This is a genomic window from Paenibacillus sp. GCM10027626, assembly GCF_042676285.1.
Taxonomy (GTDB): domain Bacteria; phylum Bacillota; class Bacilli; order Paenibacillales; family Paenibacillaceae; genus Paenibacillus_Z.
Window position 1 is genome coordinate 58,053 of sequence record NZ_JBHTHC010000011.1, and the last position, 12,473, is coordinate 70,525.

The 12,473-nt window shown below is 53.2% G+C and carries 9 protein-coding genes; 3 read left to right on the forward strand and 6 right to left on the reverse strand.

Features of this window, described 5'->3' with window-relative positions:
- Nucleotides 1-9 precede the first annotated feature (9 nt).
- Nucleotides 10-1,284, forward strand: coding sequence for a DUF445 domain-containing protein (locus ACFQ0N_RS21175; RefSeq protein WP_379329885.1), 1,275 nt, complete (start codon nt 10-12; stop codon nt 1,282-1,284).
- An 8-nt stretch (nt 1,285-1,292) separates the two neighbouring features.
- Complete coding sequence (locus ACFQ0N_RS21180; RefSeq protein ID WP_379329887.1) at nt 1,293-2,663, forward strand: DUF445 domain-containing protein; 1,371 nt, start codon at nt 1,293-1,295, stop codon at nt 2,661-2,663.
- Nucleotides 2,664-2,718: 55 nt separating this feature from the next.
- Here the strand turns inward: ACFQ0N_RS21180 and ACFQ0N_RS21185 are convergent, their stop codons facing one another.
- The 3 genes from ACFQ0N_RS21185 to ACFQ0N_RS21195 all read right to left on the reverse strand — a co-directional run bounded on the left by ACFQ0N_RS21185 (nt 2,719) and on the right by ACFQ0N_RS21195 (nt 6,835).
- Complete coding sequence (locus ACFQ0N_RS21185) at nt 2,719-4,302, reverse strand: peptide chain release factor 3 (protein WP_379329889.1); 1,584 nt, start codon at nt 4,300-4,302, stop codon at nt 2,719-2,721.
- 111 nt (nt 4,303-4,413) lie between these two features.
- The gene (gene zwf / locus ACFQ0N_RS21190; RefSeq protein WP_379330185.1) at nt 4,414-5,943 is read right to left on the reverse strand and encodes a glucose-6-phosphate dehydrogenase; all 1,530 of its coding nucleotides are present in this window, start codon (nt 5,941-5,943) and stop codon (nt 4,414-4,416) included.
- A gap of 121 nt (nt 5,944-6,064) precedes the next feature.
- On the reverse strand, nt 6,065-6,835 hold the full coding sequence (locus ACFQ0N_RS21195; protein ID WP_379329891.1) for a YwmB family TATA-box binding protein: 771 nt from the start codon (nt 6,833-6,835) through the stop codon (nt 6,065-6,067).
- 134 nt (nt 6,836-6,969) lie between these two features.
- On the opposite strand from ACFQ0N_RS21195, the gene ACFQ0N_RS21200 reads away from it, so the two are divergent.
- Nucleotides 6,970-7,323, forward strand: a complete 354-nt coding sequence (locus ACFQ0N_RS21200; RefSeq protein ID WP_379329893.1) for a hypothetical protein — start codon at nt 6,970-6,972, stop codon at nt 7,321-7,323.
- Nucleotides 7,324-7,528: 205 nt separating this feature from the next.
- On the opposite strand, the gene ACFQ0N_RS21205 is transcribed toward ACFQ0N_RS21200, so the two are convergent.
- Genes ACFQ0N_RS21205 through ACFQ0N_RS21215 form a run of 3 tightly spaced genes read right to left on the reverse strand, consistent with a single transcriptional unit; the run spans nt 7,529 to nt 12,356 of the window.
- Complete coding sequence (locus ACFQ0N_RS21205) at nt 7,529-9,637, reverse strand: ADP-ribosylglycohydrolase family protein (protein WP_379329895.1); 2,109 nt, start codon at nt 9,635-9,637, stop codon at nt 7,529-7,531.
- A gap of 43 nt (nt 9,638-9,680) precedes the next feature.
- A complete protein-coding gene (locus ACFQ0N_RS21210) occupies nt 9,681-10,832 on the reverse strand; it encodes an ADP-ribosylglycohydrolase family protein (RefSeq protein WP_379329897.1) in 1,152 nt (383 codons plus the stop codon).
- A gap of 12 nt (nt 10,833-10,844) precedes the next feature.
- A complete protein-coding gene (locus ACFQ0N_RS21215; protein WP_379329899.1) occupies nt 10,845-12,356 on the reverse strand; it encodes an extracellular solute-binding protein in 1,512 nt (503 codons plus the stop codon).
- Between the last annotated feature and the right edge of the window lie 117 nt (nt 12,357-12,473).

Below are 12,473 nucleotides of genomic sequence, written 5' to 3' on the forward strand. Positions count from 1 at the left end.
GGGATCATAATGATAAAAGCTTATATTAAACGTATCGCCGACGCTTCACTTGCCGCAGCCTTTGTCGGGACGATGGCTGCTTATCCATTCCAGCATACCTTCGCCGGGGGACTGCTGTTTGCCGGCTTCAGCGCGGCTACCATCGGCGGCATTGCCGACTCCTTTGCTGTTTCAGCCTTGTTTCGCCATCCGCTCCGCATTCCGTGGCCGCGTTTCATGGGAACGCGCGTTATTCCCCGCAACCGCGAGCGGCTCATTAACGAGGTTGTCAATATGGTCCAGCACGAGCTGCTGTCGATCCCTAATATTTATAAGAAGCTGGATAGCTACCATGTTGCCGGCCTGCTCATGCACTACTTGCAGGAGCGTGGTGGACGGGCAGAGGTTGAACGATTGCTGCAGCAATTTATGACCGATGCGCTGTATACAGTCGATCTCAGCGAATTAGCAGCAGGGCTGCAATCCTTCCTGCTTGATCAGGCTGAACGTTGGCCGGTCTCCGATACGGTGGCTGATATCGGCGAATGGACGATCAAGAACGGATATGATGAGCGTATTATCGACTTTTTTATTATGGAGCTAATTCGCCTTGTCAGAACAAATGAATTCAGGACGCTGGCTGAGCAGCTGATCGCTTCCGCTATCGAGTCCTACGAAGCCGGCAAACGAAATCGCAAATTCGTCAATGCAGTCGCCGGCATTCAAGCTGACCAGCTTAGCGGCATTGTCCAGCAGAAGATCATTGCCTTGCTGCAGCAGCTGCAGTCGCCGGAGCATCCGAATCATATCCGCCTCAAGGAGCAGATCGCCGCATTCGTTACCCGATTGCGGGAGGACGAGCAGCTGCGCGACCGCGTAGAAGCGATCAAATTAGCGCTTATTGCTACAGCCAGAGAGCAATTTCAGCTATGGCCTTACTTGGAGCGCTGGCTGGAAAGCTACCGCAAGCAGGACGCGTTGCGGTCCGGCGATTTTGCTGACGTGTTTCCGCGGCTGCACCAGCTGATCGGCGATTTGATCGAGAAGCTCGCTCGCGATGAAGCGTCGCTGGATCGGTTGGACACGCTGATCAAAAAAAATGCGATGAAATGGCTGGAGCGCAAGCATGACAGTATCGGCAAGCTTGTCCGCGATGGCCTGAGCCGCTTTTCCGAAGAGCAGCTGCTGGAATTCGTGCATGATAAGGCCGGACATGATCTGCAGTTCATTCGGCTTAACGGCACCTTCGTCGGCGGACTGATCGGTATTGTACTTTACTTGGCTACTTTTTGGGTCGGGAGGTGAGCGGCAGCATGTCACGGAAACAAAAAGCCGATCTTACTCTGCTCGCCGTCGCCATTTGCTTCATCGGCTCCTCAGCGGCGCTTTATTTCCATCCCGCATGGTGGACAAGGCTGCTTTTCTATATGACCGAAGCCGGTCTCGTAGGCGGTCTTGCAGACTGGTATGCGGTTACGGCATTATTCAGACATCCGTTAGGCATTGCCAGCAAGCATACAGCCATCATCCCCCGCAATCGCATTAAGCTCATCGATGGCGTCGTTACGATGGTGGAGACACAGCTGCTCCCGCCGGACCGCTTGAAGGAAAAGCTGAGCGACATCACCATTATGGACACGGTAATCGAATGGATTGACGATCGCTTCCCGCGCGGCGCACTCGGTGCGGCCGGCTGGAAATGGGCTACATCATTGCTTGCCAAATTCGATTTCAGCCGCATTGCCGCGGGCTGGGATTCCCAGCTCAAGCAATTGCTGCGGCGCACAGACATTACGCCATACGCCGGCAAAGCGCTGAATGCGCTGCTCGAACACGGCAATATTCATGTATGGCTCGATCGGATCATTGAGGAAATCGAGAAGCGTACGAGCAGCCCTGAAGCAAAAGCGTTCATTCTCCAGTTGCTGCAAAAGGAGCATGAAAAGCAGCTCAATGTCGGCAATGCTTTTACCCGTTTTTTGAAAAAAGCTGCTTCGATATTCGCCGAGGAATCCGATGCGCTCAATTTGGAGGATGCTGCCGAGGCGCTGTACCGCGACCTTGGACAATTCATTCAAGATTTAAAGCGCCATGACCATAAGCTGCGGCTTTTGCTAATCGACACGCTGCGCCGCCTTGCAGCCGATTTGAATCAAAACCGCGAGCTGGCGGCCACGATCGAGGAATGGAAGCTGGAGGTGCTTGAACGCATCACGCTTGCTCCTTCCATTGAAGCGCTGCTGGCTGCCCTGAAAAATCTGCCTGCAGATGCTGAAGAACAGCCGGCTCCTGAGCTTCAGGAAGATACCGGTCAACAGCAGCCTGCTACTGCTGCGCCTTCCAGCGGCTTGCTGGGCCTGCGCAGCGGACTTAGCAATCTGATTGAAAACTATTGGGCACAATTCAAACAGGACGAGGCGAAAAAGCTGTGGATCGAAGGCTATATCAAGTCGTTTCTGACGACCGTTATCGATAAGGAGCATCGTTTAATCGGGCAGATTGTCCGCGATACGCTGAACGCCTTCACCGAAAAACGGCTCATTGCCTTTATCGAGGATAAGGTCGGCGAAGATTTAAGCCGCATTCGGATCAATGGCTCGCTTGTCGGAGCTGGTATCGGTGCGCTGCTGTACACTTTTCTTCACGGGATCTACGACCCGCTTTTGCGGCTGCTCGGATTATAACGCCAAAAAAAGATCGCCTTCAGGCATGGGCATGCCGGAAGGCGATCTTTTTTTATTATGGAGCCATCTCCAAAAACTTGGAGGTTGGATTTTTTTCCATAGCGGTACGCATGGCGTACTCATTCTCAAACAGCGCTACGTAATTCTCCTTCTTATCCTTCACCAGCGTCGAATTAATCCGATACTTCGCCGGATCGATATTATCATCGATAATCCACCGCGCGAACTGGAACGGCATGCGCTGCAGCTGTACCTCTACCCCGTACTCGGCGCGCATCCGGTATTCGAACACCTCGAACTGCAGCTGACCGACTACGCCGAGAATCGTATCTTCAAAGCTTGTCGTACGGAAAACCTGGATTGTTCCTTCCTCCGTCAGCTGATCGATTCCTTTTTGGTACTGCTTATGCTTCAGCGCATTTTTCACCGTTACTTTGGCAAAAATTTCTGGCGAGAAAGTCGGCAGCTCGGCAAATTCAATGCCGCCGCCTTGCGCCAGCGAATCGCCAATCCGGAAAATGCCCGGATCGAACAATCCGATAATGTCGCCCGGATAAGCCGACTCAACAATGTCCCTGTCCTGAGCCAGAAATTGCTGCGGCTGCGAGAGCTTAATATCTTTGCCAGCGCGCACATGCTTAACGCTCATACCGCGGTCGAATCGTCCCGAGCAAATCCGCAGGAAGGCAATCCGGTCACGGTGAGCCGGATTCATATTGGCTTGAATTTTAAAAATATACCCGGAAAATTTCTCATACGTCGGTTCAACAGTCCCTTCCAGCGAGTTGCGCGATGTCGGATGGGGTGCAAGCTGCAAAAAGTTCTCTAAAAACGTTTGTACGCCGAAGTTGTTTACGGCACTGCCAAAAAACAGCGGTGTCAGCTCGCCGGCACGAACTTTGTCATAGTCAAACGGATCGCCGGCGACATCAAGCAGTTCAAGATCCTGAATAAGCTGCTCATGCAAATACTCGCCCGCCATCTCGCCAATGATCGGGTCGCGGTAATCGGTGACTTTGCGCACTTCAATCTTGTCATGATCATTGCCCTGGAACAGCTCGACCTGGTTTTTCATCCGATCGTAGACGCCGCACAGCTCGCGCCCCATGCCAATCGGCCAATTCATCGGCACAGAGCGAATGCCGAGCACCCGCTCCAGCTCTTCCATCAGATCGAACGGACTTTGCCCCTCGCGGTCCAGCTTATTAATAAAGGTGAAAATCGGAATTTTACGTTTGCTGCAAACCTGGAACAGCTTGATCGTCTGCGCCTCGACGCCTTTGGCCACGTCAATCAGCATGACTGCGCTGTCGGCAGCTGTCAATGTCCGGTACGTATCCTCACTGAAATCTTGGTGGCCAGGCGTATCCAAAATATTGACGCGATGGCCGCTATAATCGAATTGCATAACTGACGAGGTTACCGAAATCCCCCGCTGCTTCTCAATTTCCATCCAGTCAGAGGTGGCATGGCGGCTTGCTTTGCGCGCCTTTACCGAGCCTGCCTCGCGAATCGCGCCGCCAAACAGCAGCAGCTTCTCGGTAAGTGTCGTTTTCCCGGCATCCGGGTGGGAAATAATCGCGAATGTGCGGCGTTTGTCGACTTCTTTTTTCAGTTCTTCTGTTAACGATTTACTCATGGCACTATCCCTTCATTATTGCGTGCCGCCGGCTCGCGGACGACGCAGCGCGCCACTGGCGCAGCCACGCTCCGAACCGGATCGACTTCCTGTAAGATACCTTATACCGCTTTATTTTGGATTGCCGGAAATCCAGATGACATTGTCCTCATCCTGTCCATTAACCGGCCACCAGTGAAAGCCATCCTCGGCCAGCAGCTCATCCGTATGCGCAGGTCCCCATGTCCCCGCAGCATAAGTATGCAATTGCGAGCTGTCCTCGCGCCAAGCTGCCGCAATTTTGTCGACGAACGCCCATGCCTGCGCTACCTCGTCCCAGCGTGTAAAGTAGGTCGATTCGCCGCGGCTTGCATCATGCAGCAGACGCTCATAGGCTTCCGGCGTATTCAGCCCGATCTGGCAGCTTTGGCAAAATTCCATAGATACCGGCTGAACGACATTGTCCGAGCCCGGCTTTTTGGCATTGATCTTAATGTAGATCCCTTCCATCGGGTTAACGCGAATGACGAGCAAGTTCGGCGACAAATCGTGACGGCGCGCGAACAGCACATTGTCCGGCACATTTTTAAACTCGATGACAACCTCGGTCGTTTTCACCGGCAGCCGCTTTCCTGTCCGGATATAGAACGGTACGCCCGCCCAGCGGAAATTATCGACAAAGACGCGGGCGGCAAAATACGTCTCCGTAACGGAAGCCGGATTTACCGAATCCTCCTGACGGTAGCCTGGCAAAGACTGACCTTTCAGCGAGCCCTCTATATATTGTCCCCGTACTACGTGACGGGCTACCTCGTCGCTGGTCGTATATGGACGCAAAGAACGCAGCGCCTTCACCTTCTCATCGCGAATATCTTCGGGATGGAGGCGGCTTGGCGGCTCCATGGCAATCATCGCCAGCATCTGCAGCATATGATTTTGCGCCATATCGCGCAGCGCGCCAGACTTGTCGTAATAACCGCCGCGTTCTTCTACCCCGACCGTCTCCGACAACGTAATCTGCACATTAGCAATATGCTTATTGTTCCAGAGCGGCTCAAAAAAGGCGTTGGCAAAGCGCAGCACTTCGATATTTTGCACCATTTCCTTGCCCAGATAATGATCAATGCGGTAAATTTCTTGCTCTTTGAACACCTGGCTTAACTGCTCATTCAGCTTGCGCGCTGATTCGAGATCGTACCCAAAGGGCTTCTCGATAACAAGACGCGTCCATCCGCTCGTCTCCAGCAGGCCGCCATCGCGCATATTGAAGGAAACTGGCCCAAACAGCTCCGGCGCCAGTGCCAAATAAAACAAGCGGTTGCCCGGAATGCTGAACTTGGCGTCCAACTGCTCGGTCAATCGTCTCAATTCGCGAAAACCGTCAACATTGTTAATATCCAGCGACATATAAACGAAATGCTGGGCAAACTTTGCCCACAGCTCGGCATCGTCGGCCTTGTACCGGCAAAACTCGCCGATCGAATCATAAACATCTGTTCGAAATTGCTCATCCGTGCGAGGTCGGCGCGCCAAGCCCACTACTGCGAAATCTTCGGCAAGCTTACCTTCCTTGTATAAGCTGAACAGCGCGGGGAAAAGCTTTCTCCGTGCCAGATCGCCTGTCGCTCCGAATAGGTAGTACACCGCACCCTCAGCGGCCATCGCCTCATGTTTGCTCACGAAAGTCATTCCCTCATTCTTCCCTCTGTATTTTGTATGCTCCAGCCCAAGTCTTATTGCACAATTTTATGTAATGTAGTTTAGCATAACGAACGGCCAGATGCTACATGCGATAATCGCCTGTAATCAGCGGCACGCCAACCACGAGCTCGCGCGGCGCTCCCGCATCTCCGGAAATGTCCGCAATTTGTAAATTAACGGTCGCCGCCCCGCTCGCTACACCGGTCTGTAATTCGGGACTGCTATATGTAATGCTTTCCGTATGGCCGTCATTATACACCTCCCGCCGCTCCGCTTTCGCTTTGCCGGCCAATACGGCAGCCGCATCCTCCTGGCCAGGCTCCCCCCGGACAGCAAAGCTACCCGCATAATCCAGCTTGTTGACGGTTGCCGCCTGCTCCAGGCTCAGAATAAGCTCAGCCAGCTTCGACTTCGCCGCACCCGCATCGGTCTGAACCAGAACGACCGCAGCACCGGCTTCGTAGCGGACGATCGTCCGGTAAACGCCGTCAATCTCCGTCTTGCCGCTATATGCCTGCCCCGCTGTCGCTGCCCCGAGCGCCCCCTTTTCCGCCGCCGGCTCCGCAGACAGCGTCACCCCGAGCGCACCGGCCAAACGCGCCGTCTCCTCCTGCGACCATCTTCCGTCCATCCGGAAGGACCACCTGCCTTGCGCCGCCCCGTCGGCAAGGACGTCATCCATCCAATCCCACACCGCGGCAAAATCGTGCATCAACCTCGTCTTGCCATGCACGCTTTGCTCCAAGTGTTCTTTATTCCACAAACTATAAATCGCGGTAGCCAGCAGCACAATGACTGCCAGCGCAATGCCGGCCGAAAATTTTCTCGATGTCTGTTTTGCATGTAAGGTCATACGTACACGCTCTCCTTTCATCGAATTTTAAGCATGGGTGATCAGGCTGCCGGCGGACCGCTCTGGGCAAGCGTCCATACGCATCAGCCTCTGGGTGAATATACTCCTACTATATAAGGAGGTGTCGATAACGGATGGAACCGATTTATCCGCTCCATGAGGAGCGTATTAAACGCTTTAATGGTATGCCTGTTTGCGTCATTACGAAGGACGGCCAGCGGCATATCGGGATACTTTCCGCTTGCAAGGATGGCCGGGTATTGCTAAATGGCCATTCCACTGGTCCAGCTTCCGGTCCGCAAGGGAAGAAGAAGAACAAGAAGAAGCGCCCGGCTGCAGCAGCTGCCAAAAACATGAAAACGTCCGAGAAAACGCGAATACAGGGTCATTCTCCCTATCAGCCCTATCCCCCGCATCCGTACAATCCGTGGGGAAAGGCTATTGCAATCGATCAAGCGCAGATCGCGTTCCTCTTTCTGCTATTCTAGCCGGTCGTTATAAATTCTATAAAATCAAAAAAGGCATGAATGTAGCAGTATGTTGCTGCCCTTCACTCATGCCTGTTAGTTCTTCAATTTCTCATGTGATTTTTATTGGCAATGCCTTATTAATTATAGATTTTACACATTTGGGTTGTCAAGCTTGCGGGCAAGCAAAGCAGAACCAACGTGCGTAACCGTGCTTCAAGATTCCCTAATCCAAGTGCACCAGCACATCCCTGATCTCGTTCTCTCCCCGCTCCAGACTGCCGAATCCGAACATCCCTTTGGTGAAGGCCGCATCCCTGCATTCCAGCACATTAGCGCCGTTAATAAATAAAGTAAAACGATCCTTGTCCGCTACCAGTTTCATCCGGTACTCCTCGCCATGCCGCCAGTCGTAAGCCGCGCTGATCAGACGTACGGGCCCAAAATCCTGGCGAATAAAAGATACGGTTCCTTCGCCGTCGAATCCGGCCAGATAGTGGCGCATAATCCCTTGTGCCCGTACAATAATGCAGTGGCTGCTCCCGGCGATCGGCTTAATCGTTGCTTCCACGACAGCTTGCTCAGCATAATAATTGCCCGAATATGCCGAGCAATCCGCCGTGTCGCTCACGCAATGCAGCGCCCCGTCCTTGAGCTCCCATTTGCCGCGATGCTGGGAGAAAGGAGTGACGGAGCCGAATTCTTTGTACTGCTTCGCAAAATCTATGGAATAGTTCGCCGCGCCTGTTACATGGAACCGCCCCAGGAACAAGCTGCCGATCGCACGGTCGGTTAGCGGCGAATCGCTCTCCAAAATCCAGCCGACCTCGTCGATGACGGCTCCTTCCGTATCGGGAACGGTGAACGCGATCTCCAGCCACTGACCGTTTGCCGGCATGACAGGCGTAAGCTTTATTTCTTCCTTCGTATGCGAGTTGCGCACATATGGCGTAAGCGTCAGCGGCTCGCCTTCCCATTGATCCAGATAAAACTGCCCCTTCACCTGTTGCCCGGCGCAAACAAGCGGTGCAAATACCGGCTTGTATTTTTCATCATTGAAGTCCTCACGGCGGTAGAACGGTTTGAAATACAGCTTGCTGCTGTCGCCCATGACCATCCGGTCGAAAACGACTTCAAGTGAGCCTCTGCTGTTCACCGTATGCTGCTTGGAATGACGGATGACCGGCGTCTTGAAGCTGTTGCTCGTACGAAACCCATGCGTCGACCCGGGCAGATCAAAGTCAAAGTATAGCTCACCTGGCTTTACTCTCCGTAGCAGATCTTCCGGCGCCTCCTCTCCGTTCACGCGATAGCCAAGCAAGGCCAGTTCCTTCGAGAACGTCGGGAAATCGACCAGATTAAGGTAACCAGACACGCTGGAAGCAACAATAAAGTCATTGATCGGTTTGCGATAATGAGCCGGTATTCCGTCAAGACCGGCCATGACGCCAAGTATAGTCCCGACATTGCCCGCATTGCAGTCCGTATCCCAGCCGCACATGGAAGCTATCTCTACCGTACGTGCAAAATCTCCGGCGCCGTACAGCATCGCAAGCACACAGACGCCCGCGTTCGGAATGATGTGGCAGACGCCTGTATACTTGTCATAGCCCCAGTTAGCATCAAGATAATGCCAGCATGCCCGAAAATCGTCCGGATGATTCCGGTGAAAATCCATCACTGCCTGCACAACTCGTGCATAGGTGGAATCACCCGGGATCACGCTTAGTCCGGCGGCGATTACTTCGTCGACAGATGAGGCTTCGAATGCTTTGGCGATGCAAGCCGCCATAAAACGGGCACCGTACAGCCCGTTGCCGTCATGGGAAACGCTGGCCGCTTTCTCGGCGTAATCCGCCGCCTTCTCCACATTGCCCGGAAACAGCAGCCCCCAGGAATCGATAAATATTTGGCCGCCGATCTGCTCGGCCAGCTCCAGACCGTTCACTTTAATCGAGCCTGAGCGGGGAGCAGCAATGCCTTTCTGCAAATTCAAGTAGGCCGTATGCTCGGTGCTGATATTCTCTCCGCCCCACCAGAACATGCCGATGCCCTCCCGTGCATAGTTCAGCCACGCTTTACCGACATCGTCCGGCTCCAGTTCGCGGTTAACGGCATCGTCGTACAGCGCGCGGACAAAGAATACCGGACCGTTGGCATCATCATCCGCTGAGAAAGTCTTGTAATCTTTTACATATGTCCGTATATCACCGTATACCTGTTGAATGTGGTCATGCGTCCATACGATGGGCTCGATCGGCGCACCGAGACGGATGCCGACGTTCATGCCGAGAAAACCCGCATAGATCGTTTCTACATAATTGTTTGGAATCAATTCGTTTCACTCCGTTCCTCTTTCCCCTTATGCGTAATGCGCTTTATACCAGTATGGCTTTCCTTGCGGCGTGCGCGCGAAGATCCGCTTCGATAATACTGGCTGCAACATCGCTGAACCTGTCAGATATCGCAAACAAATCCAGACGATTAACCTTATTCAAGCGCTCGATATCTAATGGCGCAATCGCTTCGTAACCTTGCATGGCCCCCAGAATGACGCCCGCCATAACGCCGATCGAGTCGGTATCCCGCCCCGAATTGATCCCGTCCAGAATGGAGCGGTAATACTCGCCGTCGTTTAGCACGATAAATGCGAGTGCGAGGGGCAATTCCTCGATTGACCACAGACGGTTCGGCGTATAATGATTGCTCGGCACGCCAACCTTGTCGATATGGCGGTTCACATCGTCGCCCATCGGCGAGTATTTGAGCAGAATGTCTTGGAATACACTTATCACCTTATCCATGTCGTCCCGTTCCGCCCGCAGCTCCCTTGCCGCTGCTGTCAGCTCCCGTATCGCCTCTCTCGTCCCGTCCTTCGCAAGGTCGATGGCAGTGTTCACGATGTCCTCCACAGTTGCCTCCGGCTCAAACGCCTTGGCTACGCACGCTGCAAGCACGCCAGCCGCCTCCAGCCCATAGCTGCTCTGATGCCCCATCGCAAACAAAATCGCTTCATCATACGCCGCCTTCGGATGACCGGCATTGACGATGCCTACGGGGGCGATATACATCGCCGCCCCGCAGTTTACCATATTGCCGATGCCCGCCTCCCGCGGATCGCAATTGGCCAGTACATGGCGCATAAAAATATATTTCTCCGGATAGAACAGACGGTCGATAATGGCCGTCTCACGCTCCAGTTCCGGAACGTAGGTTTTGCGAAAGGCAATCTCTTTTACAAATTCATTGCCCATGTCATAGGCATCCAAATGCCGGCCTTCCTTCAAATAGACGTTGATCAGCGCTAGGGTCATGAGCGTATCGTCTGTTACAATGCCGTCTCCTCTGACCCGGCCCTGCCGCGCGTCTGCCGGCCAATCTATCTTGTGCCAGCGGGTCATCAGCGACTCCACCCGACCATACTGCGACTTGATCTGTTCGTATGTCAGCTTCTCAACCGGCGCTCCCAGCGCGTCCCCCAGGGCAGTCGAGGCGACAACGCCTCTCACCCGGTCACGAAATGATGTCATTGCGTTCGCTCCCTACTTGATATTCTCGTTGGCATATTTCGTCAGGTCGGTACCGCCTGCGGCGTTCCAAGCTTCAACAAACTTATCGAACTCGGACAGCGGCTTTTTCCCGGTAATGAAATCCGTCGCATATTCCTTATACAGATTGTTCATCGCATCCCAACTCGCGACATATTGCTCAGGAATGATAAAGCTGTTGTCCTCGGTATAAAAATCGGCGGCAGCTTGCAGCGATTTCGTCCCCGGTTCGCCAAGCAGCGGAGTTTTGAGCGGCGTTTCCGGCTTCATTTCCTGCGGTTCCCAGAAACGCGCATACCATTCGCTGTAATATTTGTCATTCAGTTCGATTTGGCCGTCAACAACTTTGTAGTGTTCGTTCTCGAATCCGAGTCTGTCCAGCATTTGTCCTTTCGGGCTTGCCAGATAATCGAATATCTGGAACGCCACGTCTTTATGCGCTGATTGCGAGGAAATTGCCAGCCCCCGGGATTCCTTCGTCACGTCTGTAGCTCCGAAGCCCTGACCCTCGCCTTTTGCCGGAGGCAGGACCACCAGCTTGGCGCCGGCTCCGTTCAGCTCCGTCATTCTGCTGTTATACAAGTCGATAATTTTGCCTGCGGTACCAGTAATGACAGCCGCTTCGCCTTTATAGAAAGCATCTTCCTTCGTATCCCATTGCTTCGTAATAAATTGCGGGTCAAGCAGCCCTTCACTGTACAGCTTATTGTAAAATGCCAGCTTTTCCTTCTCTTTCTGCGAAATTTTCGCAAATTCATACGTGCCGTCGTCTTTTTTCAGCCAAGTTGTATCCAGGCCGAAGGCCGAGTTGAAGATGGTGTTAATTTCGGCAATATCACCGGCTGCCGTCAAAGCGTAGCCCGGTTTGCCGCCGCCCGGCTTCTTCTCTGTAAGCTCCTTGAAAAACGCATAATAGTTGTCAACTGTCGGATTTTCCAGCAGCGCCTTGGAACTGTCCATCGCCTTGAGCCAATCCTCGCGGACAACCGGCGTCTTAGATCCCAACGGCTTAACCCACAGCAAGTACGGATAGCTGTCCATTCTTGTTTTATTATGCGGCTCCATAATCGATTTGATATACTTGGACTTCTCGATATAAGGCTTCAGATCCTCAAGCAAGCCCTGGTCGGAAATTTGTTGATCTCCGCCTTGGAAGTAGATGATATCCGGAATTGTGCCGCCCAGCAGCAGCAGGTTCAAATTTTCGGCATAGCTGCCCTGCGCCAAATCAACCAGCTCAAACTTGACATTAAGTCCTTCATCTTTCAGCAGTGCCTTCTCCAAGGTTTGGAAAAACTTAACCGATACCGGGTTGGTCGTCCCTTCATCCTTATAGACGATTTTCAGCGTTACAGGCTCGCCGGAATTTGGTTGGCCGGTGTCTGTCGAGCCGCTCTCCGGCTTCTCGCCGCCGGACGAATTCGCAGGCGGGTTAGAGTTGGAACTGCACGCAGAGATAACCATAGCCAGCATTGCTATGATGAGAATGAGGCTTACTTTTTTCATTTGACTTGCTCCTCCCTTTATTGTGCGTGTTTCTCATATAAGTTGAACTTTAAGATTTATCTGATATCCGTAAAACGCAGCGACGAGAAAGGATTGAACTTCCGGCCGCTGTTGTTG

Bases quoted from the DNA above. Each gene is read 5' to 3' on its own strand.
- ACFQ0N_RS21200 (WP_379329893.1), top strand. From the start codon at position 6,970: ATGGAACCGATTTATCCGCTCCATGAGGAGCGTATTAAACGCTTTAAT.
- ACFQ0N_RS21215 (WP_379329899.1), bottom strand. From the start codon at position 12,356: ATGAAAAAAGTAAGCCTCATTCTCATCATAGCAATGCTGGCTATGGTT.
- ACFQ0N_RS21185 (WP_379329889.1), bottom strand. From the start codon at position 4,302: ATGAGTAAATCGTTAACAGAAGAACTGAAAAAAGAAGTCGACAAACGC.
- ACFQ0N_RS21210 (WP_379329897.1), bottom strand. From the start codon at position 10,832: ATGACATCATTTCGTGACCGGGTGAGAGGCGTTGTCGCCTCGACTGCC.
- ACFQ0N_RS21195 (WP_379329891.1), bottom strand. From the start codon at position 6,835: ATGACCTTACATGCAAAACAGACATCGAGAAAATTTTCGGCCGGCATT.
- ACFQ0N_RS21175 (WP_379329885.1), top strand. From the start codon at position 10: ATGATAAAAGCTTATATTAAACGTATCGCCGACGCTTCACTTGCCGCA.
- ACFQ0N_RS21180 (WP_379329887.1), top strand. From the start codon at position 1,293: ATGTCACGGAAACAAAAAGCCGATCTTACTCTGCTCGCCGTCGCCATT.
- zwf (WP_379330185.1), bottom strand. From the start codon at position 5,943: ATGGCCGCTGAGGGTGCGGTGTACTACCTATTCGGAGCGACAGGCGAT.